We start from the raw sequence: 22,711 nt of genomic DNA, 5'->3' as shown, positions 1-22,711 counted from the left end.
TCCCGGCCGGACACTCCGTACGGGCAGCTTCCTTCGACCTCCAGGGGCGCAGATGAAGGCTCTCGTACTCGCCGGCGGGTCCGGCTCAAGGCTGCGGCCGATCACCCACACCTCCGCGAAGCAGCTGGTCCCCGTCGCCAACAAGCCCGTGCTCTTCTACGGGTTGGAGTCGATCGCGCAGGCGGGCATCCGGGAGGTGGGCGTCGTCGTCGGTGAGACGGCGTCGGAGATCGAGGCCGCGGTCGGCGACGGCTCGCAGTTCGGCCTCGACGTCACCTACCTCCCGCAGGAGGCGCCGCTGGGCCTCGCGCACGCGGTCCACATCGCCCGCGACTACCTGGGCGAGGACGACTTCGTGATGTACCTCGGCGACAACTTCATCGTCGGCGGCGTCAGCGACCTCGTGCAGCGCTTCCGCGAGCGCAGGCCCGACGCGCAGATCATGCTCACCCAGGTCTCCGACCCGCGCGCCTTCGGCGTCGTCGAGCTCGACGACCGGGGGGCGGTGATCGGCCTGGAGGAGAAGCCCGAGCACCCCAGGAGCGACCTCGCCCTGGTCGGCGTCTATCTCTTCACCTCCCGGGTGCACGAGGCGGTCGCCGAGCTCAAGCCGTCCTGGCGCGGCGAGTTGGAGATCACCGACGCCATCCAGGAGCTGATCGACTCGGGCTGCCGGGTCGAGGCGACCCAGGTGTCCGGCTACTGGAAGGACACCGGGAACGTGGCGGACATGCTGGAGGTCAACCGCCTGGTGCTGGACAGCGTGCCCGGGCGCTGCGAGGGCCGGGTCGACTCCAGTGAACTGGTCGGGCGCGTGGTCGTCGAGGAGGGCGCCACCGTCACCGGATCGCGCATCGTCGGGCCGGCCGTCATCGCCTCCGGCACGCACATCCGCGACTCCTACATCGGGCCGTTCACCTCCATCGACCGCAACTGCTCGATCGTCGACAGCGAGGTGGAGTACTCGATCGTGCTGCGCGGGGCGTCGATGACCGGCGTACGGCGGGTGGAGCGCTCGCTGATCGGCCGCGAGGTGGACGTCACCGCCTCGGCCGGGGCGCTGCGCGCGCACCGGCTCGTACTGGGCGACCACAGCACGATGCAGGTGACCTCGTGAGGATCCTGGTCACCGGCGGCGCCGGGTTCATCGGCTCACACTTCGTGCGCTCACTGCTCTCCGGCGCGGACCGGGACCCCGCCGCGCGGGTCACCGTGCTGGACAGGCTGACCTATGCCGGCAACCTCGCCAACCTCCAGTCCGTGGAGGGGGGTTACACCTTCGTCCACGGCGATCTGTGCGACGCCGAACTGCTGCGCACGGTCGTTCCCGGACACGATCTGGTGGTCAACTTCGCCGCCGAGTCGCACGTCGACCGCTCCATCGAGGGCGCCGCGGACTTCGTGCACAGCAACGTCCTGGGGGTGCAGACCCTGATGGAGGCGTGCCTGGCCGCGGGCACCCCGCGGATCGTCCACGTCTCCACCGACGAGGTGTACGGCAGCATCGAGACCGGTTCCTGGGACGAGAGCGCTCCGCTCAGCCCCAACTCGCCGTACGCGGCGTCCAAGGCGGGCGGCGACGTGTTGGCGCTCTCCTACGCGCGCACCCACGGGCTGCCGGTGCTGCTGACCCGCTGCGGCAACAACTACGGGCCGCACCAGTACCCGGAGAAGGTCATCCCGCTCTTCGTCACCCGGCTCACCGACGGTCGGAAGGTGCCGCTCTACGGCGACGGGGGCAATGTGCGCGACTGGATCCACGTCGACGACCACTGCCGGGCCATCCGGCTGACGGCCGAACTCGGTGAGCCCGGCGAGGTCCACCACATCGCCGGAACCGCCGAGTTGACCAATCTGGAGCTCACCGAGCGCCTGCTTGCGGCGACCGGATCGACCTGGGAGCGGGTGGAGCGCGTCACCGACCGAAAGGGCCACGACCGCCGCTACTCCCTGGACGACAGCAGGCTGCGCGCGCTCGGCTACCGCCCTCGGGTCGGTTTCGCCGAGGGCCTGGCCGAGACGGTCGCGTGGTACACCGCTAACCGCGACTGGTGGGAACCGCTGCTGAAGCGCTCGCAATGACCTTCCTCGGCGGTGCTGCTTCGGTCCGGGGCTCCAGCTCCGCCCTGGACCGGACCAGCGCCGTACGGGACTGGATGCCGAGCTTGCGGTAGATCTGCCGCAGGTGGAAGCCGACCGTGTGCGGCGAGACGAACAGACGGCGCGCCGCCTGACGGTTGGTGAGGCCCTCGGCCACCAGCTCCGCCACCTTGCGCTCGGTCTTGGTCAGGCTCTCCCAGCCGGACACCGGGCGTTTGACATGGGTCCAGTGGCGGCGGCGCACTCCCAGGCTGCGCAGCCTGGCGCGTACCCGGGCGGCGTCGCGCTCACCGCCGAGCGCGGCGTACGCGGCCATGGCGCGGTCCAGTTCGCCGATCGCCGCCTCCTCGGTGCGCTTCTCCTCGGCGCTGTGGTGCTGCTCCCCGTCGCGGGCAGCCGGCAGCTGCCTCACCCCCGCCTCGTCGAACTCGCCCACCGCGCCCACCGCTTCCGACGCCACCGCTTCACGGTCGTTGTCGGCGGTGCGGGCGCGCTCCAGCAGCAGGCAGGCGAGGTCCTCGGCGGCTGCCGCGCGCGCCCAGGGGTTGCGGTGCAGCTCGGCGGCCTCGGCGAGGGCGGCCCGGTCCTCGGCGGCGAGTGCTCCGGCGTGGACCGAGGCGGCGACGATCGCCGGCACATCGACGTTGACGGAGCTGAGCCGCTGTGTGGCGGCCAGTACGGTGTGCGCCAGCTCCGGCCGGTCGGCAGCGCGGGCGATCCGTACGCAGAAGGCGGCGGCGGTCGAGTCCTCCAGCACCAACTCGCGCAGGGGCTCGGGGTGCTTGGCGATCTCGGCGAGCATGTCGGCTGCGGAGCGGCTGTCCTCCCGGGCCTCGGCGAGCTGGGCGGCCAGCATCAGGCGGGTGGACCACCAGGGGCTGGAGGCGTCCTGCGGATAGAAGTCCGCCAGGGTCCTCAAGTGCTCCTCGGCCTGGGCGAGTTCACCGGTGCGCAGGGCGACCGCGGCGAGCACCAGCCACGCCTGCGGCGCGAGCATCGGCACCTGTGCTCCGTGGTCGGCGACCACCGACTGCGCGGCCTGCGCCGCCTCGTCCAACCGGCCCTGCGCCAGCCTCAGCGAGGCCCTGAGCACCGCCGGCACGCCGGCGGCGAGCGTCCCGTCACCGGCCGGAGTGGTGCGTTCGCAGCGCTGGATGACGGCCTCGGCCTGCTCGAACTCGTCGGTCCTGGTCAGTGCCAGCGCGAGGAACCAGTTGGGGTCGAGTATCGGGGCGCCCTGGTCGCCGCAGTCCAGTGCGCAGGCGTCGGTCAGGGTGTGCACCGCTTCCCGCACCTGGCCCTGGCGCCACTGCCCGAAGGCGTAGAACGTCATCGCGCCGACGAGTACCGGGGCTTCGTGGTCCTCGGGTGAGCTGAGGATGCGCCAGGTCTGCTGGGCGACGCCGCTGTGGCCCGTGAGGTAGCCGGCCGCGAGGTAGGTGACCACCGCGTCGTGCTGGCCACAGCCGTCCAGCGCGCCCGCGGCGGCGGCCCGCGCCGGGCCGCTGTCCCCGAGCAGCAGCAGCGCCGTCGACATCGAGGCCCGCAGGGCCACCAGGTCCGCCGTCAGTGCCTCCGAGCACCGTGCCGGCAGCAGTTCGGCCTCCTCGATCGCCGCCCTGGCCAGGGCGATCGCCCGGTCCAGCTCGCCCGCCCTGGTGTACGCCTCGACTCCGGTCCTGGCCAGCCGCGTGCGGTCGGGGTGTTCGACCGACACCAGCTCCATGCAGTGCACGGCGAGCGCCGCGGCGGTCGAGGGGTCGCCGGTGACCATGCGGCGGGCGCCCTCGGCGATGGTCCGCAGGGTCTCCGTGTCACCGGGCTGGGCGACGTGGATCAGCTGGAGCGCCGCACGCTCGGTGCCGTCCGGCCGGGACAGGAGCGATTCCGCCACCTGACGACGCAGCAGCGCGCAGACCGGAAGCGGCACGGAGTCCAGCAGCACCCGCCAGATCGGCTCGCTGCTGAAGGCGAGGTCGTGCTCCCCGCACACCAGGAGGCCGTGGGCCACGGCCTCGTCGACCGCGACGAGCAGACCCACCGGCCCCTCGGAGAGCATCGCGGACAGATCTCCCGGGGAGAACGGCGAGCCGAGTATCGCCGCCAGCCGCAGCGCCTTGACGGTCGGATCGCTGAGGGTGCGCAGCTCCTGGTGGATCGCGGCGCTGAACCGCGCGGGCACGGGCGCGGGCAGACCGGCTCCAGTGGAGACGCGGTCGGCGGTGGCTGCCGCTAAACGGGCGGCACCCTCGAAGACCTGTACGTCGCCGTCCTCGACGAGGCCGCGGACGAGTTCGCGCACCGCGCGCGGGGTGGCGTTGACGCTCTCGGCCAGGCCCAGCAGCGCCTCGTCGGGTGCGCCCCCGGCGTCGTCGGCGACCAGTTGTGCGAGTGCCTCGCCGTTCAGCGGGTCCAGCGCGGTCAGTTGTTCGGCGGCTATCCGGCCGCGCAGCCGGTCGTGGGCCGCCTTGGCCGATTTGGAGGTCGGGGAGCTCGGGTCCACGGCGGCTCCGGCGAGGCCGGTGGTGCTGTCGCGGTTCCGGGTGAAGGCGAGCAGCCAGAGGATGGGTCGGCCGCCGCGTGCCACCACGAGGTCGCAGAGCTTGTCCAGGACGGGGAGCGAGACGACGTCGAGATCGTCCAGGACGACCACGGTGGGGTGCTCGGAGTCGTTGCGCAGACCGGCCCTGGCGGCCTCGATGGCGAACGACACCTGTACCGGGAGCGAGCCGGAGTCCTGGCCGGGAGCGCCGCTCTCGGGAGCGAACCAGCCGGTTCCGTGCGGCTCCCCGACCGGCCGGGACGCAACCGGGCCCGCTTCGGAGCCGCCGACGGCGAACCCCTCGGCTCTGGCCATCGCGACGGCCTCCCGCAGCAGACGGGTCTTGCCCGCGCCCACCGGCGCCTCGGTCAGAAGCACTTTGCTCCGCCGGGAGGTGGTCACTCCCCGAATGGCGGCCTGGATCTGTGCGAGCTGCGGTTCGCGGCCGTGAAGCCGTTTCAAGGGCTGTACGAGGGGGCCCATATCGCTCCGTATCAACGAATCGTGGGGGTGGTACTGGAACGTTCTTCGCCCGCTGGTCGGGCGGACGCGGCGGGTGTTCGGGCAACCGCGTACGGGCTGCGCGAACGGCGCCGGTGACCGGGACGGTCAGCCGTGCGCGCCGCGGCGGTGGGGCTGCCGCGGCGAGCCGGGTGGCGAGGGCCCGGTCTCCGGCTCCGGGGGTGGTGGCCCCGACTCGGCGGGAACGAGCAGCACCGGACGGTCGGTAGTGGGCGCCGGACGACGGACGGGGGTGCGGGCACCTGCGGTCCGGAGCTGCGCCGAGAGCGGTGCGGACGCTGGAACCGGAGGAGGCGGTGTGAAGGGTGGAAGCGGCGTGCAGGGTGTAAGTGGTCTGCTTCCACTGGCGGTTGCGGACAACTGGGTGGCGTGTCCTGGAAGGTGCGCCCGCTCGGGCAGAGCAGCCGCGGTTCGGCTGTGGCCCGGCTCTCCGTTCGGGACGAGGGAGGCGACGGTGATCCTGCTGCCGGGCACGCGGTCGACGTGCGGCATCGGCTTCCATTCACGGCTCGGGCCGTGCCGTCGCGCAGAAGCCTCGGGGGCGACGTACGGCCCACGACGGGCGGTCTTCACGGGTTCTGCTCCTTTTCAGGAGGCCCCTGGCCCCCGATACACGGACATTGGTCCACACCAAGAGCTGCCTTGAGCACAGTCTCCTGAGAACACCCGCCGCGCAAAAGGGGCAACGGCCCTTTCGCCCCGCCGTGCCCGTTCGGGCATCGAGTGGTGGAGACGGTCGGGCACACCCCGTCGCACACGGCCACAATCGGCCAAGTCCCTGGTTGTACGGTGATTGGACGTGGCCGCCGCGTGCAGGTGGCGGACAAAACAAGGGCGCCCGAGTACGACCGAATTTGATCGCTCGGGCGCAACTCGGTCTGCGTTCCGTATTCTTCGCGGTCACTCACGGCTACATCAGTGGCCGTTTCGGGAGTGCCAATTCACCGTCAACTGCCACCATTCTCCCGGATCAGCGGAATTGGCTTCGGGGGCTCATTCAGGGTCGGACACATTCGGTCACACGATCACCACAACCAGACCCGTCGGCACCGACGAATCAGTCATCAAGCGGTCCCGAGCCTTCCCGCAGAAGATCGGGGAGCGACCTCACAAGAGGCACGGCAACACGCCACATGCCGTCGGCCGCAAGCAAGTTGACGAGATTTCACCGCCATCACCGCCCGACCGGGCCGGCAGACACCACGCAGTCGCGCCCCCACCGGGGCACCCCGAGAAGGCAGCAACGAGGCACGCCCAGCACTCGCCCCCACCGAAGCCCACCGAAGCCCACCGAAGCCCACCGAGAAGTATGCCGGTCCCCCGTCACTCGAGCAGGGAACCTCATATTCCGGATAGGGGCGGACCATCCGGCGTTGTCTGCTCATGAACATGCTGAGTTAGGATGTGCCCGGTCATGGGCACCCGACGGCGCCGTGGCGGCCGAACTCGTCTCCCGTACGGGCGACTTCGGACGCCGAGCGCGAGGAAGGGCGGGGACGGTGTCGTCGCGAATATCGCGATTAGCCGGGCCGAGAACGCCACCCGATTCGACGGCGATCGGCTCTGGACTCCAACGCGCCCAGTCCTTCATGCTGTTGGCCACCATGCTCTACCGCGTCAGCCACCTCACGGTGGGTCTGCTGGCCGTGCTCCAGCACCAGCGGGACCAGCCGGCGCACTACGCGGCGCTCTTCGTCGCACTGGCCCTCAGCGTGCTGCTCTTCGGAACGGCGCTGCGGCGCGGCTGGTTCGACCGCCGCTTCCTGTGGGCCGACATCCTCGTCAACGGCGCCACCCTCCCGCTGGCGCTGTGCGCCTGGGGCGGAGCGGACCAGTCCGCTGAGCTCGGGTGGGTGATGCTGCTCGGCACCTCCTCCAGCGCCGCCGCCGCAGTGGTGCTGCGACGCTGGACGCTGCTCGGCGCCGTCGCGCTGCTGGCACTGACCCATCTGCTGGGCTATCGGCTGGTGTCGGCCGGCACCGCCGTGATCCTGGGCCACACCAACTCACTGCTCTTCTCCGCCGCGATGGCGTGGACCTTCTGGTGGTACCTGCGCCGGCAGGGCCGGATGCTCGACGACGCGAACGCACGCACCCTGGCCGCCGAGGCGAGGAAGGCGCGCTACGCCGAGCGCCTGGAGCACCATCTGATGCTGCACGACACGGTGCTGGCGACCCTCACCACTCTCGCCTCCGGCAGCGTGGACGCCAACTCCCCGCATGTGCGCGAACGTTGCGCCCGGGAGGCCGCGCGGCTGCGGCGCCTCATCCAGCAGACCGCCGACGAGGAGGCGCACCAGAGCATCGCCGAGGCTCTCGAGGGCGCGGTCGCCGACGCCGAAAGGCTCCGGCTTCGCGTCACCGTTCAGTGCCACGCCCTGCCCGAGGTCCCCTCCGAGGTCGCGACGGCCCTCGCCGACGCGGTCCGCGAGGCGCTCAACAACGTGCGCAGGCACGCCGGCACCGACCACGCGTACGTCACCGCGACCGGCGACGCCTCGCGCAGAAGCGTACGGGTCACGGTGGTCGATCGGGGGCCGGGCTTCGACCCGCGGAACTACGAGCCCGGTCTGGGGCTGCGCCGCTCCGTGCACGACCGGATGGCGCAGGTCGGTGGACGGGCGGTGCTCGACACGGCACCGGGAGAGGGAGTCCGGGTGGAGCTGCGATGGCCGGGGTGATCACCGTCGCGCTCGTCGACGACGACCGGATGCTGACCGACGGCATGCGGTCGTGGCTGGGAGACCAGCCGCAGCTGCGACTGGTCTCCACGGCCGCCACCGTCGGCCGACTGCTGGAGCCCGCCCCACCGGCCGCTCCGTACGCGCCGGCGGACGTGGTCCTGCTCGATCTGCGGCTGCGGGACGACTCGACACCCGGCGAGAACATCCGCCGGCTGCTGCACTCCGGCAGCCGCGTCCTGGTGATCAGCACCGTGCCCGACCGCACCCAGGTCATCGCCTCGATCAGGGCGGGCGCCGACGGCTATCTCACCAAGGACAACGATCTGCCCACCCTGGTCGCCGCCATCGAGGACGTCGCCGCCGGCCGCGGCGCCCACTCCCCCGAACTCGCCTTCGCCTGCGCCCACGACGACAGCCCCTCGCGGCCCCGGCTCTCGCCCAGGGAGCGGCAGGTGCTGCTCGACTACGCGTCCGGGATGACGCTGAAGTCGGCCGCGCGGCGTGCGGGCATCACGGTGCACACGGCCAAGGACTATCTGAACCGCGTCAAGGCCAAGTACCGGCAGGCGGGCCGGCCGACGTACACCAAGATCGACCTCGCCAGGGTGGTGCGGGAGGACAGCCTCGACGACGGCTGAGGCACTCGGGGCGTACGGGCGTACGGGCGTACGGGCGGGGCGGCGAGGAGCGGTCGCCAGAGGTGCGGGCGCGCGGAGCACGGAGCCCGGGGCAGCCGGCCGGAAGGGGACAGACGCGGCGGCAAGCCCCCCAAATAGACGGCTGGGAAAGGCTGTTGGCGCTCTCTATCGTGAGGCGCGCACTCGCGTGCCGCACCGGAAACCGCGTCGACGCCGGCCGGACCGGACCCGACGCCGGAACCGTTCCGTCGCCCCGCCGCACGATCGATCGAGTCGAGCTTTCTCTTCCCGGACCAGGAGAGACCGATGACGCAGACCCCAGTCCGTTCCGAAGCCCTCGCAGCCGCGCACCTCCTGCCCCGGGGCCACCGCCTGCCGGACCACTGCCTGCCGGACCACCGAGTCCCGGACCACCACGTCCCGGACCGCCGCCTGCCGGGCCGCCGAGCCCCGAGGCTGCGCGTGCCGGAGGAGGGCGACAGTGGCGGGCGGGCGACGCACGGCCACGACCTCTCCGCCCGCACCGGTTCCCCGCTGGTCGGCCGCGGCCCGGAGTCGGCACATCTCGCAGCCGTTCTGGAGGAGGCGAGGGCCGGCCGGGGAGGTGCCGTCTTCCTGACCGGCGAGCCGGGCGCCGGGCGCACCCGGCTCGCCGCGGAGGCGGTCGCACTGGCCGGCCCCCGGATGGCCACCGGGACGGGACGGGCGGGCACCGTGGGGCCGCAGCTGCCCTACCGGTGCCTGGTGGCGGCGCTGCACGCGCTGACCAGGCCCGGGCTCCCCTCGGAGCCGGCCGGGTGGGGTCCGTACGGACGCGTACTCGCGCGGCTGCTCTCCGGCGCTCCGCATCGGGCCGGCTCTCCCGTGGTGGTCGCCGAGTCCGTACTGCGGCTGCTCGCCGTCCTGGGGCGGCAGCGCGGAGTGCTGCTGGTGCTGGACGACCTCCACGACGCCGATCCCGGCACGCTGGCGGTGGTCGAGCACCTTCTGGACCATCTCGCACAGCTGCCGGTGGCGCTGCTGCTGACGGCGCAGCGGGAGAGCGCGGTGGCGGACGAGCTGGCGCCGCGGGCTCGCCAGCGCGGAGTGGCGACCGTACTGGATCTCGGTCCGCTGACCGCCGCGCAGGTGCACCAACTCCTCGCCCTCACCCGGGCGACGGCTCCCTCGGAGATCGCGGACTCCCAGGTGCGGACGGTGATGGAACGCAGCGGCGGCATCCCCTTCGTGGTCGCCGAGCTGCTCCACCTGACGGTCGCTGAAGGTCGCGTTCCCCGTGCGATCCCGGCAGCGGTCGCCGCTGATCTGCGCTGCCGGGTGGCCGGACTGGAGCCGGCCTGTGCGGACCTCCTGAGCACCGCCGCCCTGTTCGGGACGCGCTTTCCGCTCTCCGTCCCGCGCCGCGCACTGGGTTGGGACGACGGCCGGCTCTCCGGCGTCGTACGGGCGCTGGCCGCCGCCTCGTTGATCGTCGAGGACCGGGCGGACCCGAACTGGTACGCCTTCCGGCACCGGCTGGTGGCCGAGGTGCAGCTGGCCCGGCTGGGCCCGCCGGACCGGGCCGCGCGGGCCCGGCAGGTCGCCAACGCGCTGGTGGAGCTGGGCGAGTCGGGAGAGCCGGTCCCCGGCGTCTGGCGCGTACGCGCGGCCGAGCTCTACGAGCTGGGCCAGGAGCCCGCCACCGCCGTGGACCTCTACTGCCGCGAGGTGGAGTGCGCCCTGCTGTCGGGCGAGAGTGACCGGGCGCCGGCGCTGCTGGGACGCGCCAACCGCCTTGCCTCGACGGCGGGTTCGGCCGCCCGGGGCAGGGCGCTGGAGTCGGTGCTGGAGGCCGTCGCCCACACCGCGCGGCTCGCCCCTGTCTCCGCCCTGGTCAACAGCGCACAGGCGCTGCCCGACGACCTGCACCCCGCGCTCCGCGCCCGGCTGTACGCCCGGCTGACCGAACTCGCGCTGCTCGCGGGACGGCCCGACCGGGCGCTGGCCCACCTCGAACTCGCCGGCTGGTCGCTGCCGAGCGGTTCGCAGGGCGCCGCGGCGGCCGTCGTGGACCTGGCCGCCGCGCAGGTCGAACCCCACCGGCTGGGCCCCACCCGGCTGCGCACCGCTCGGGAACTCGCCCACCGCGCCCTGGCCGGCGCCCGTCGCGCGCAGTTGCCGGAGGTCGCCTGTCGGGCGGCTCTGCTGCTCTCCCGACTGGCCGCCGACCGCGAGGACTCCGCAGTACGGATCCAGCTCGCCGCCGCCCGTGCGTTGGCCCTCGCCCACCGCCTGCCCGCCGAGGCCGTGCTCGCCGAGGCGCGGCTGGCGCTCGTCGAGGCCGAACGGGGCGGCGAGCAGGCCGACGTCGAACAGGCCCTGCGCGAGGCGCAGCGTCTGGGCATGCCCGCGCTGACGCAGGAGATCGGGCTGTCGCTGGTGCGCGAGGAGATACGCCGGTGCGAGTTCGCGTCCGCGGACGTGCGGCTGCACGCTCTGGAGGTCGAGGCCGAACGGCTGGGTCTGGTCGGGGCGTCGGCCCGGCTCGGGCTCGCCCGGGCGACGCTGCTGGCACACCGCGGGCAGCGCGCGGAGATGGAGGAGGTGCTGGCGGGCCTGTGTCCGCCGGCCGAGGCCGTGCCGGGACTGCACCCGTTGGCGGACGGGTCGGCGCGGGCGTTCTGCTCCCTGCTGGAGGAGCGCCGGGCGGACGCCGACCGGGAGTTCGCCCGGGCGCAGGCGCACGAGGCGGAGAACCCCAGCGTGGAGGATTTCGGCCGGTACGGGCCGGTCCTGTTGCTGGGAGTGCTCGAAGGGCGGCTCGGCAGCAGCCATCACAGCGACCGGCAGGGCATGCACCACGCGAGCGCCCACTGGAACCAGGTCTTCGCCCGGTTGGCGAAGGCAGTGCTGCTGGGCAGGGAGCAGTGTCGCGACGAGGCGTCCGCTCAGGCCCGCGAGGCGCTGGAGCTCGCTGCCCGCTACCCGAACGCCCGCGCGCTCGGTCTGCGCCTGGTCGCCGAGGAGGCGCACCTCAACGGGTGGGGGGAGCCGGTGCGTTGGCTGCGCGAGGCCGAGGAGCACTTCCACGGCTCGCAGCTCTCCGCCGCGGCCGGCGCCTGCCGAGCGTTGATGCGCGGTATGGGCGCCCCGGTGCGGCAGCGGCGCAAGGGGATCGAGCACGTGCCGCAGACGCTTCGCCGACAGGGAGTCACGGCCCGGGAGTACGAGGTGGCGGGGCTGCTGGTCGAGCGGACCGCCAACAAGGAGATCGCGGCGGCGCTGCACATCTCGCCCCGCACCGTCGAGAAGCACGTGGCGAGCCTGCTTCAGAAGACCGGGCATCCCAACCGCACCGCCTTCGCCCGTGCACTGCGCCCGCAGGGCGGTCCGGGGCCCGGCCACGCACCCGGCCCGCTCGCCTTCCGTTGAGGCAGGTCGTGCGCGGCACGCGCGGCGGTACGCGCGTCCGTTGAGCCACCGGCCCACGCCCGCCCGTACGGTTTCCGCGCTTCGGCCGTACGAGCGGGGGCAGTCCTCAGCCGGCATGGTCGCCCCGCCGGGACGGAGCGAGTTCGCGCGCCCTGCCGCCTCGCCGGGCGCCGGGGAGGGTTCCGTCGCCGAGTTCGTGGCCTCTGTCTCCTCGGCAGGTGCGGGGCCGGTCGGCCGGCGCAGGGTCACCACGCGGTCGAAGCGGACGTCCAGGCCTTCGTCGCCGTGGTGGACGACCGGCAGCGCCCGCCCGGCGGTGCGTTCGACCAGTTCGCGCAGGACGGTGTCCCGGCCGTGCTCGTCGAGGTTGGCGAACGGCTCGTCGGCGGGTGGACGTCCGCCTCCTCGCCGAGCAGGGCCGCGACGCCCGCGCGTTGGCGCTGGCCGGAGGAGAGGTTGGCGGGCAGCTGGTCGAGGAGTCCGTCGAGCATCAGGGCGCCGCGCAGTCCGGCGCCGGGCACCAGCCCCCCACCGGCAGCGGGGGAGGTTCACCGGCGCGGTGAGGGCTGCGACCCGCGGCGGGAGGGTGACCGTACCGGTGTCCGGGGCGAGCGTGCCACCGAGTACGTGCAGCAGCGTGGTCTTGCCGCAGCCGTTCGGGCCGCGGAGCAACACCCTCTCGCCGGCAGCCGGTTCGAAGTCCGGCACCCGCACCTCGGCGGCGGAGCGCGGGTCGTGGCACACGGTCACCCCGCGCAGCCGCACCTGCGCGCCCTCCTGGTGGTACGGCTGCTGGCTGCTTTCGCGGAGGGTGTGGACGCGTTGGAGCACGGCGGTGTTGCGGCGGACCTGCGGGATCAGGTTGGTCAGGTCGAAGATGCCGGTCACCGCCCGCCAGAGCGAGTTGACGAAGGCCGGCAAGCTGCCGAACGTCATCCTGCCGCTGAAGACGAAGAACGCGCCGACGACCATGGAAGCGGTGTCCGAGAGGTTCATCGTCACGCTGCTCGGGGTGCGTTGTTTGACCGTCAGCCGGTAGTTGACGCAGGTGAGGTCGAGGAAGCCGCCGAGTCCGCGGCGGTTGGTCTCCCGGGTGCCGGGCATCAGGGCGGGCATTCCGCGCAGCGCGTGGAAGGCGCCGAGGGTGGCGCTCTGGCGGTTGACGCAGCCGGCCTCCGCCTCGCGTTCGGGCCCGGTGTTCTTCTCGATCTGCTTGGCGAGCCGGTTGCTGACCAGGACCAGCGGCGGGACGACCAGCAGCAGGACGAGGCTGGCCTGCCAGGAGAGCCAGAGCAGCACACCGAGGAAGACCAGGGAGGTCACCAGCAGTTTGCCGACGCGTACGCACACGTCGATGGAGGGCAGCACGCCTTCCTTGACGTCGTTGTGGATGCGGCTGACGCAGGAGGCGTGTCCGGGACCGGAGAGTCTGCGGCCGTCCAGGGCCAGGGTGCGGTCGAGGAGTTCGGCCTCCAGGCCGAGCACGACCGTGTTCTCGAAGCGCTTGCGCCAGGTGGAGATCCAGAACGCGGCGATGTTCAGGGTCAGTCCGAGCACCAGGTTGCAGCCGCCGAGCAGCGCGAACCGGTGGAAGTCGCCGGCCAGGACGGCCTGGTCGAAGATCGCCTTCAGCTGCAGCGGGTGCAGCAGCGATGCCGACGGTGCCCGCCTCGGCGATCATCAGCGTGAGGAACCTGGGGCGGTGGCCCCGCAGCGTCTGCCACAGCTCCTTCACGGCGCCGCCTCGTCCAGCAGGAAGTCCGCCCCTCCTCCGTGGTTCACCCGGTGCAGTACGCGCAGCACCCCCGCGGAGCCGGTGAGGTAGTCGGTGGCGCAGCGCGTCATCCCCTCGCCCGGCACGCCCAGCAGCCGCCGGCCGTCCTCGCGCGGCATCCCGAAGCGCGGGTCGGGTTCGAAGAGGAACGTCGTGCGCACGTAGTCGAGTTGGCGCAGCGCGATCGTGCGGTAGGAGGGGTCCCCGGTGAAGTCGGCGGCGTCCAGCAGGGCGTCGGCGACGCCGCTGATGCCGAAGCCGTACGCCGGGAGAACCGAGAACCGGAAGTCCAGTCCGCGTGCCACCGCCCGCGCCCGGTCCAGGTCGCCGTAGCGCAGCAGGACCTGGAGCACGCCGGCGGCGCCCACCTCGACGTAGGGCTCGACGGTGCCGCCCTGGGCGAAGGTCACCATCTCCCGGTCGTCGGAGGCGTCGCCGCCCGCGCCGGCCCGGGACATCTCGAAGGCGAGCGCCTCGCGGCCGAGCCGCAGAAAGCCGTCCTCACCGGTGACCTGGTGCATCCGCAGGAGGAAGAGCGCCACGCCGGCCTGGCCGTAGCCCAGCCCGCCGAGCGGCTCCTCGCGGGTGAAGGCGTTGCGCCAGTGGGCCGTTCCGTCCTCGCACACCGCCGACTCCCGCAGCGCGCGGGCGCATTCGCGGGCGGCCTCCAGATGGCGCGGCTCGCCGTCGCTCAGATGGAAGCGAAGATTGGTCATGCCGACGCCGGCAAGTCCGTAGTAGAAGGAGTGGTCGCCCACCTCTGGGGCGCGCTCGTTGGCCCGGGCCAGCAGCCCGCGGGCCTGCTCCTTCAGTCCGAGCGAGTCGGCCGCCCAGGCGATCCCGGCCAGTCCGGTCATCAGCCCGTCCGGGTATGCCTCGGTGCGCATCCCGTCGATGCCCCGCTCCAGCCAGTCGCGCCACTGCGGCTCGACCGGCACGCCGCTCGCGTTCAGCGCCCAGAGCACACCGCTCGCCCCGAATCCGAGACTGAGGGGGTTGCTGATGTGGGTGAAGGGGTCGACGGGGAAGAGGGTGGCGCGCTCGGCGTCGGCGACGGCCGCGACGAACGCCGCCACCTCGGTCTCGGTCCGCGCCATTCCCATCCGCGCCTCGTCGACCGCGGGAGCACCGGGGGTGCGCACTGCGCCGAGCAGCGCTTCCTCGTCGGCCAGCGCCTCCAGCACCTCGGGCAGGCTGACGCGGGCCGAGGCGAGGTCGGTGATGAGCCGGTGGACGGTGTCCGGCCAGCCCAGCGCCTCGAAGAAGACCCCGAAGTTCTCCAGGACGTTCTCGCGCAGAGAGGACATGGCGGCGATCGGGAAGACGAAGTGCGCCATCGAGGTGGCCAGGCCGAAGAGGTCGCTCTCGGGGCCGGTGAGCCGGTACTTGTTCCGGGAGAGTCTGAAGCCCGGCGTGAAGAGCTCCACCGGCCGGCTCAGCGCCTGCTCGGCGGCGGCGTGTTCGGGCTCCAGGAGCCGGCACGCCTCGAGGTCGACGATGCTCACCCGGTGGGTCTCGGTGTCGATGAGTACGTTGGCGGGAGTGAAGTCACCGAGGACGACGCCGCGTTGGTGGGCCGCGTGGATCGTGGCGGCCAGCTCGCGAAAGACGTCCAGATAGAGCCCCAGGAACTCCACCGAGCGCTCGGGGTCCGAACCGGGCCGGGTGAGCGGGTTCTTGTCCAGCAGCACCGCCCGGATGTCGGCGCCGGGCAGGAACTCCATCGCGATGAAGTGGTGTTCCCACTGCTGGAACCGGGCGATGGGCACCGGGAAGGAGCCCTCGTCCGCCAGCCGGTTCAGGAACTGCCACTCGCGGGCCTGGATCTCCACCGCGTCGTGCGCCTGGCGGAGGTTGGGGTTGGTGTGCGGACGAGCCTCCTTCAGCACCACCTTGCGGTCGCCGTCGAGGGTGTCCTGCGCCGTGTAGACGCCGCCGCTGTTGGAGAACCGGATCGCCCCGGTCACCCAGAACCGCCCGCCGAGCAGTCCGTCGCCCTCGGGCTCCTCCTCGGGCTTCCAGTCGTCGAACGGCCAGGCGACCCAGTCCGGATGCGCGCTGCCGGGGCGTCGGACGTCCTGGACGGGCCCGTCGGGGCCCTGGATGTGCGGCACCCTGCGCCCGAGCACGTCGATCTCGTGGGTGTTCAGGAACTGCCCGTAGCGGAAGTACAGCGTCCGGTGGTCCTTGTACCGCAGGTCCGAGAGGACGTAGGGGCCCTCGATGCCCTCCAGCCGCTCGGCGAGGTCCGCCAGGCAGGTGCGGAACTCGTCGTCGTCGCGCGGGTAGATCGTGACGAGCTTGCCGCCACCGCCGCGCGCCACGGCCTTGGAGTTGAGGATCTCGTAGATGTTGACGTCGAGCGCGATCTTGAAGTCCACCCGTCGCGCCGTGAGGTACTCGATCACCTTCGCGGCCACCTCGCGCACCCGGCCGGGCTCCGCGGACACATGGATCTTCCAGCCCTGCGCGGGGAGTTCGCCGTTGTGCCGGTGGCTCCACCAGATGCCGCTGCGCTCGAACAGTGCGCGCGTCCGCTGGTCCAGGGAGGCCAGGAAGTGGTCCGCCCGAGGCTCGTAGTACACATCGAGCGGGTCGAAGAACAGGGTGTTGTTCCAGGCGTAGTGGAAGCGGTTGACCCAGCGTTCGTTGCGCATCTGAAGCCTCTGTGAGTCCGGGAGCGGTCTGGTGGCCGGCGCGGGGACGGCTCGCGCGGAGGCGAGACGCACCTCCGCACGAGCCGGTGGATCACTGCTGCTCGAGCTCCGGCTCGTTCTTGCAGCAGTCGCTGGAGCTGCTGGTGACGCTCCAGGAGGCGGCGTGAAGGCGTTGATCTCGGGCTCGAGGTGCTGGACCGCTCATGGCGGTTCCTCTCGTGTGGTCGGGTGCCTCGGCACACCGGGTGGTGTGGTCGGGCCGACAGGAGTGAGTCAACGCGCCCCGGGCGCTGGGCACATGAGTGCTCACCACCCGTCTTCCGCACGCCGCTCCCCCACCTCCCGGGGCCGGCCGGCTGCCGGAAATGCGGGTGGCACCGAACGGTCCGCGGACGCCGGATCGCGCATCCGGCGACGGAGCCGTGCGTACGTTCGCGCTGCCGAAGACCGATGTCGGCGGGGTTCCGGCCGGTCGCGGGGACGCGCGGCCGAGGGGTTGACAAGGTGACGGGACACCGCGAACGTACATACATAACGTACGGACAGGTTGTCCGACTTCCTGGCGTGATCACGGAGAGCCCATGAAACATTCACCCCACGAGGACCGCACGATCGTCCCGCTCTTCGACGCCATGAACCGGCTTCCGGGCGGCCTGATGCTGGTGCCCCTCATCCTCGGCTCGATCATGGGCACCTTCGCCATGCCGGCCCTGGAGATCGGCAGCTTCACCACGGCGCTGTTCAAGGACGGCGCCATGGCGCTGATCGCGCTGCTGATCTTCGCCACCGGCACCCACGTCACCGCCCGCACCAGCGGACCCGTACTCGCCCACGCCGCGGTGATCCTCACCGCGAAGTCGCTGATCCCGGCGGGCGCGGTGGTGCTGCTCGGCCTCGCCGTGGGGATCGACGGCATCGCCGGGGTCTCGATCCTGGCGCTGCTGGTGGCCGTCGACAACTCCAACGGCGGCCTGTGGCTCGCCTTCACCGGGCGCTACGGCGACAAGCGGGACAGGGGCGCCTACCTGGCCTCCGCGATCAACGACGGCCCGTTCTTCTCCATGCTCTTCCTGGGCATGTCCGGTCTCGCCGCCATCCCCGGGACCCTGCTGCTCGCGGCGGTCGTTCCGTTCCTGCTCGGCATGCTGGTCGGCAACCTCGACCCCAAGTGGCGCGACATCATGCGGTCCACCCCGAACATCGTCATCCCCTTCTTCGCCTTCGGCCTCGGCACCGGCATCGACCTGGGCGCGGTCGTCAAGGGCGGCGCCTCTGGGCTGGTCGTCGGCGCCGTCGTCACCCCGTTCACCGGCGCGCTGGTCTACTTCGGCTACCGCTGCGTACTGCGCCGCGGCGACAAGAGCGGCCTCGGTTTCGCCGCCGCCACCACGGCCGGCAACGCCATCGCCACCCCGGCGATCGTCGGGGCTGCCGACCCCAAGTTCGCGCCCTACGTGGAGACGGCCACCGCCCAGGTGGCGGCCTCCGCCCTGATCACCGCCGTGCTGGCCCCGCTGCTCGCCTCCTGGGTACTCAAGCGCGAGGGCGGACTCACCGTCGTCGACGAGGACGGCAACCTCCTCGACGAGGAGTCCGGCGCGGATCCGGCTGCCGGCGGCGTGCCGGAGGGCGGAGCCGGCGCCTCGCGGGACGGCGCCGCAGCTGCGCCCAACAGGGCCGCGCCGGACACTGCGCCGAACGCCACCACGGACACCGCCACGGACACCGCGCAGGGCGGCGGCTCCGGCGGCTCGAGCGCGGCGCCGTCGTCGCGGGACTCCGGCGAACCGGACGGGGAGGCGCGCGCATGAGCGGGCGGGTACTGGTGGTCGCCGACGATCTGACCGGCGCCAACGACACCGGTGTCCAGTTCGCCCGGGCCGGTTGGCAGACCGTTCTCCGACTCCCGGGCGCCTCCGGCCACCCCGGCTCCGGTCCCGACCCGACGCGTCACGACCCCACGCGCGAGGACACCGCCCGGGGAGCGACGGCGGTCTCCACCGACGCCCGCGCCCTGGGCCACGAGGAGGCGCGGCGGGCGACCTCGGCGGCGGCCGAGCACGAGGGCCTCGCCGCGGACGACCGGCTCTACCTCAAGGTCGACTCCACACTGCGCGGCTCGGTCGCCGGCCAGCTGGCCGGGGCCCTGGACGCACGCCGCGCCGCCTTCCCCGACGCCCTGGTCGTGCTCTGCCCGGCCTACCCCGCGATGCACCGCACGGTGGTCCGTGGCCGGCTGCTGGTACGGGGCTCTCCCGTTTCCGAGTCCCCGGCCGGACGCGATCCGGTCACCCCGGTGACCCGCGACGCGCTGACCGAACTGGTGCCCGGCGCGGTCGGGTTGGGCACCTTCCCGACCGCGGCGCAGTGGGCCGCAGCCCTCGACGAGGCCGGCCGCCGCGCTCCGGTCGTCGCCGTGGACGCCTGTACCGACGAGGAGTTGGCCCGCCTCGCCGAAGCCGTCGACCTCCTGGGCCCGCGCGCCGTTCCCGCGGGATCGGCCGGACTCGCCGCCCCGCTGGCCGAACGGTGGGCACGGTCGGCGGACGGGACGGCTGCGCCCCGGCGCGCGGCCGACTCACCTCCGTACGCACGCCGTCCGCTGGTCCTGGTCTCCTCGCACCACGCGGTGGCCAGGGAGCAGGTGGCGGCGCTCACCTCCGGCGAGGTCGCGCCCAACGGAAGCCCGTACGCCGAGACGCCGTACGGCGGTCCCGCAGACGCCCCGCACGGCGCGGACGCCCCGCCGGACGGCGCGGTCACGGTCGTGCACACCGACGCCGACGAGCTGCCCGAGGACATCGCCCGCCCACTGCCGGCCGACGGCGGCGCGGTGGTCCTGCTCTCGCCGGAGGAGCGCACCGACTCGCTGCCCGGCTCCCGGCTGGCGACCGCCCTCGCCCGCCGGGCCGCGCACGCACTGACCCTGCCCGACCACGGCTTCGACGCCGTCGTACTGGTCGGCGGGGACGGCGCCGCGGCGTTCCTCGCCGCGGTGGGCGCCCGCGGCGTCGCCGTCCACGGGCTCGTCGCCGAAGGCGTGCCCCACGGACACATCGCCGGCGGCCCGCTGCACGGGCTGCCCGTGGTCACCAAGGCCGGCGGCTTCGGCGACCGCACGACACTCTCGCTGCTCCTGCGCGCACTGCGCACCCCGACCGATTCGGAGAATCCTCGATGACCAGGCCCGTGCTCGCACTCACCCTCGGCGATGTCGCCGGGATCGGCCCCGAGATCACCGTGCGCACGCTGCTCAACCACCCGCAGCTGCGCGAGCGTTGCGTGCCCGTGGTGATCGGCACCGCGGACGCCCTGCGGCGCGGCTGCGAAGCGGTCGGTGCCGATCCCTCGGTGGTGCGGGTCCTCAGTCACCCCCGCGAGGCGACCAACGACCCGGGGCTGGTCGAGGTCGTGCAGACGGGGCCGGAACTGCACCACGTACCCTTCGGCCGGCTCCATCCCGACGCGGGCGACGCCGCGCACCGCTACGTCGTGGCAGCCGTCGACCTCGCCAAGCAGGGCGCGGTGCAGGGCATCGTGACCGCGCCGCTCAACAAGGCCGCCATGCACGCGGCGGGCCACCAGTTCCCCGGCCACACCGAGCTGCTGGCGCACGAGTTCGGCGTACGGAACTTCTCGCTCGTCCTGTCCGCGGGCGACCTCTACGTCTTCCATCTGACGACGCACGTCTCCCTGCGCGAGGCGATCTCCGGAGTGACGCCCCAGCGGACCGATTCGGTGCTCGCGCTGGTCGGGGCGTTCACCAGGGCGCTGGGCCGCCCCGACGAACGCATCGGCGTGGCCGGGCTCAACCCGCACGCCGGGGAGAACCGGATCTTCGGGAACGAGGACGCCGACGTACTGGCCCCCGCCGTCGAACGCGCCCGGGCCGCGGGGCTGGACGCACACGGGCCGCTGCCCGCCGACGCCCTCATCCCCCAGGCGGTGCGCGGACGTTGGAACCTCGTGGTGGTCTGCTACCACGACCAGGGCCATGCCCCCTTCAAGGCCGTGTACGGCGACGACGGCGTCAACATCACCGTCGGTCTTCCGGTGGTGCGGGTCTCCGTCGACCACGGCACCGCCTTCGACATCGCCGGCAGCGGACAGGCGCGCGAGGCCAGCCTCGTCCTGGCGGCGGAGCGGGCCGCGGAGTTGGCACCGGGCTGGGGCCATGTGTGGGACGCGGCCCAGGAGGCCGAGCGTGCCCTAACCTGAGCCTGCCGGTACGAGAGCGGGCCGCGTGTTCGACGCAGCGGACGCACGGGACAGAAGAGGGCTACGTGGCCAGGACGCCGTTGCACACCCGGATCGCCGCGGATCTGCGCGGGCGCATCCACGACCGCGAGCTGACTCCGGGTGATCTGCTGCCCAGCGAGAGCGAGCTCCAGGAGCGGTTCTCCGTCTCGCGCTCGGTGGTGCGGCAGGCGCTGGCGACGCTGGAGTCCGAGGGGCTGGTGCGCCGGGCGCGCGGGCGCGGAACCGTCGTGGCACCGCGCGCCGAGATGCACCGCGACGTCGACCTCTCCTCCGGGCTGATGGCGCAGTTGCAGCAGCGCGGCGCCCGCACCACCACCCGGGTGCTGCGGCTGGAGCCGGCCCCGGCGCCGGGCCACGTGAGCGAACTCGGCAGCGAGGTCTGGGTGTTGGAGCGGCTGCGCAGCGTCGACGACCAGCCGGCGGCGTTCATCCGTACCCATCTGCCCGCAGAGGTGGCGGCCGTTCTGGACCGCGAGGCGCTGACCCACGGCTCGCTGCACCAACTGGTCACCGAGGCCACCGGCCGCAGGATCGCCGACGGCCGGCGGACCATCCGCGCGGTCGCGGCAGCGCCGCCGCTGGACTCCGCACTCGCGGTGGCCCCCGGGACGCCGCTGCTGCTGCTGGAGGGCACGAGCACGGATCAGGAGGGCCGGCCGGTCGAGGTGTTCTCGACCTGGCACCGCTCCGACCTCATCGCCTTCGACCTGACGCTCCAGCCCACCGGGCCGGCGATCCCGGCCGGGCCCGCAGTGCGTTCACCCGGCTCTGCGGCTCCGGCCGTGCGCAGGGACGTCGCGGGCGCCGCGCGGGCGCCGGCGGGCGGTTCGCTCGCCGAGCGGGTGGAGCGCGCCACGGCCCTGGCCGAGGAGGCACTGAGTGAGCTGCGGACCATCCGCACCCGACTGTGAGCCGCCGAGGCGCTGCCGGTCCGCAGCCCAACCACCACGCTTCTGCGGCCGGTTGACGGTCCGCGCGGCTGTCACGAAAGGCACGGCGCCGCGCGCCTCGCCCGAGGCACGCGGCGTCGGAACGAGGGCGGTACCCCGGCCGCGTCCCGGCCGGACGGACCTCAGTGCTCGTGGTCGGAGGAGCCTCCGCCGTCCCCGTCGCCCGCCTTGCCGGTGGAGATCTCGACCTCCTTGCTGAAGCCGCCCCAGTTTCCGTCCAGCAGCTTTCCGCGCACCTTCACGGCGTAGGTCTTCGCCGACTTGCCCACCGGGAGGCCGAAGTTGGCGGTCGACTTGGGCGCCGACTCCCCGAGCGTGAGCTTGGAGCGGAACTTTCCGTCCACATGGATCTCGTACTCGGTGACCTCACCGTCGACGCTCGGCGCGTTCCAGGTCAGTTCGAGGTGGTGGCCGTCCTTGGCGTGGCGGACGGTGGCCTGGAGGTCGGTGGGCACCTCGGAGCCGGAGTCGTCGGCGCCGGCCTCGGTGGTGACGCGGGCCGACGGACTGTCCTCGGAGGCGTTGTCGGCGGCGTCGCGGGCCCTGACCGTGAAGGTGTAGCGGGTCTCGGGGCGCAGTGTGGTCACCGACGCCGTGGTGCTCGCGCCGTCGACACTGTGGATACGGGTGCCGGCCTGGTAGATGTCGTAGCTGGTCACCTTCTTGTTGTCGGTCGACTTTCCCCAGGTCAGAGTGGCGGAGTGCGGGCCGTCCGCCCGGGCCTTCAACCCGGTGGGCGCGGTGGGTGCTTCGCTGTCGTCCTCGGCCGCGGAGGGGGTGGTGACGCGCTCGGCCTCTCCCGGCTTGGAGAGTTTGCCCTCGGCGTCGCGGGCGCGCACCGAGAAGGTGTAGGCGGAGGAGGGCTTGAGCCCCTCGATGTCCACCATGTGGCGCTTGCCCGGCACGGTCTCGACCTTCTCGCCGTCGCGGTAGACCTCGTAGCGCCGGACCTTGTCGGCGTCCGACCGGTTCCACATCACGTGCACCGTGGTGGAGCTGCTGGTGTGGGCGGTCACGCCGGTCGGCACCGGAGGCAGTTTCGGCTTGTCGGCACCGCTGTCCTCGGAACCGCCGCAGGCGGTGAGGGCCAGGAGGCAGGCGGCGGTGCTCAGCGCGGAGAGCCTTGGGGTGGGCCTCACGAGGACACCTCTCGTCGTACGAGTAATGGTCTAG

14 protein-coding genes and 1 pseudogene are annotated in these 22,711 nt (G+C 72.7%); 10 read left to right on the top strand and 5 right to left on the bottom strand.

Features of this window, described 5'->3' with window-relative positions; translation table 11 throughout:
* Positions 1-52: 52 nt before the first annotated feature.
* Complete coding sequence (locus JGS22_RS25270; protein WP_211040403.1) at positions 53-1,117, top strand: glucose-1-phosphate thymidylyltransferase; 1,065 nt, start codon at positions 53-55, stop codon at positions 1,115-1,117.
* Complete coding sequence (gene rfbB, locus JGS22_RS25265; RefSeq protein ID WP_211040404.1) at positions 1,114-2,082, top strand: dTDP-glucose 4,6-dehydratase; 969 nt, start codon at positions 1,114-1,116, stop codon at positions 2,080-2,082. The genes JGS22_RS25270 and rfbB overlap by 4 nt, the downstream gene beginning before the upstream one ends.
* Here the strand turns inward: rfbB and JGS22_RS25260 are convergent.
* Entirely contained in the window at positions 2,039-5,020 is a 2,982-nt protein-coding gene (locus tag JGS22_RS25260; protein ID WP_211040405.1) for a helix-turn-helix transcriptional regulator, read from the bottom strand. The two genes, rfbB and JGS22_RS25260, sit on opposite strands and share 44 nt — an antisense overlap.
* A gap of 1,733 nt (positions 5,021-6,753) precedes the next feature.
* Between JGS22_RS25260 and JGS22_RS25255 the strand changes: the two genes are divergently transcribed.
* From JGS22_RS25255 to JGS22_RS25245, 3 genes are all read left to right on the top strand, one after another.
* The gene (locus tag JGS22_RS25255) at positions 6,754-7,845 is read left to right on the top strand and encodes a sensor histidine kinase (RefSeq protein WP_211040406.1); all 1,092 of its coding nucleotides are present in this window, start codon (positions 6,754-6,756) and stop codon (positions 7,843-7,845) included.
* A complete protein-coding gene (locus JGS22_RS25250) occupies positions 7,833-8,486 on the top strand; it encodes a response regulator (RefSeq protein WP_211040407.1) in 654 nt (217 codons plus the stop codon). Before JGS22_RS25255 ends, JGS22_RS25250 begins: the two co-directional genes overlap by 13 nt.
* A gap of 306 nt (positions 8,487-8,792) precedes the next feature.
* The gene (locus JGS22_RS25245; protein ID WP_211040408.1) at positions 8,793-11,897 is read left to right on the top strand and encodes an ATP-binding protein; all 3,105 of its coding nucleotides are present in this window, start codon (positions 8,793-8,795) and stop codon (positions 11,895-11,897) included.
* A 245-nt stretch (positions 11,898-12,142) separates the two neighbouring features.
* On the opposite strand, the gene JGS22_RS25240 is transcribed toward JGS22_RS25245, so the two are convergent.
* A complete protein-coding gene (locus JGS22_RS25240) occupies positions 12,143-12,418 on the bottom strand; it encodes a hypothetical protein (RefSeq protein WP_211040409.1) in 276 nt (91 codons plus the stop codon).
* A gap of 115 nt (positions 12,419-12,533) precedes the next feature.
* A pseudogene (locus JGS22_RS27520) lies at positions 12,534-12,833 on the bottom strand (hypothetical protein); the annotation flags it as partial.
* Between the two features lie 192 nt (positions 12,834-13,025).
* On the opposite strand from JGS22_RS27520, the gene JGS22_RS25230 reads away from it, so the two are divergent.
* Complete coding sequence (locus JGS22_RS25230; RefSeq protein ID WP_216815164.1) at positions 13,026-13,586, top strand: hypothetical protein; 561 nt, start codon at positions 13,026-13,028, stop codon at positions 13,584-13,586.
* A gap of 42 nt (positions 13,587-13,628) precedes the next feature.
* On the opposite strand, the gene lanKC is transcribed toward JGS22_RS25230, so the two are convergent.
* Positions 13,629-16,328: a class III lanthionine synthetase LanKC gene (lanKC, locus tag JGS22_RS25225; RefSeq protein WP_211040410.1), complete on the bottom strand. Its 2,700-nt coding sequence runs from the start codon at positions 16,326-16,328 to the stop codon at positions 13,629-13,631.
* A gap of 581 nt (positions 16,329-16,909) precedes the next feature.
* Here lanKC and JGS22_RS25220 point away from each other — a divergent pair.
* The 4 genes from JGS22_RS25220 to JGS22_RS25205 all read left to right on the top strand — a co-directional run bounded on the left by JGS22_RS25220 (position 16,910) and on the right by JGS22_RS25205 (position 21,499).
* Positions 16,910-18,139, top strand: coding sequence for a 2-keto-3-deoxygluconate permease (locus tag JGS22_RS25220; protein ID WP_236074340.1), 1,230 nt, complete (start codon positions 16,910-16,912; stop codon positions 18,137-18,139).
* A complete protein-coding gene (locus JGS22_RS25215; protein WP_211040411.1) occupies positions 18,136-19,509 on the top strand; it encodes a four-carbon acid sugar kinase family protein in 1,374 nt (457 codons plus the stop codon). Before JGS22_RS25220 ends, JGS22_RS25215 begins: the two co-directional genes overlap by 4 nt.
* On the top strand, positions 19,506-20,546 hold the full coding sequence (gene pdxA / locus JGS22_RS25210) for a 4-hydroxythreonine-4-phosphate dehydrogenase PdxA (protein WP_211040412.1): 1,041 nt from the start codon (positions 19,506-19,508) through the stop codon (positions 20,544-20,546). The genes JGS22_RS25215 and pdxA overlap by 4 nt, the downstream gene beginning before the upstream one ends.
* 65 nt (positions 20,547-20,611) lie before the next feature.
* Complete coding sequence (locus JGS22_RS25205) at positions 20,612-21,499, top strand: GntR family transcriptional regulator (RefSeq protein WP_211040413.1); 888 nt, start codon at positions 20,612-20,614, stop codon at positions 21,497-21,499.
* Between the two features lie 161 nt (positions 21,500-21,660).
* Here the strand turns inward: JGS22_RS25205 and JGS22_RS25200 are convergent, their stop codons facing one another.
* Positions 21,661-22,677, bottom strand: a complete 1,017-nt coding sequence (locus JGS22_RS25200) for a fibronectin type III domain-containing protein (protein ID WP_211040414.1) — start codon at positions 22,675-22,677, stop codon at positions 21,661-21,663.
* Positions 22,678-22,711 lie beyond the last annotated feature (34 nt).

Origin of the sequence: Streptomyces tardus, assembly GCF_018101125.2 — a bacterium.
In the GTDB taxonomy this organism is placed as follows: Bacteria; Actinomycetota; Actinomycetes; order Streptomycetales; family Streptomycetaceae; genus Streptomyces; species Streptomyces tardus.
This window is presented reverse-complemented; position numbering and strand designations above follow the sequence as displayed.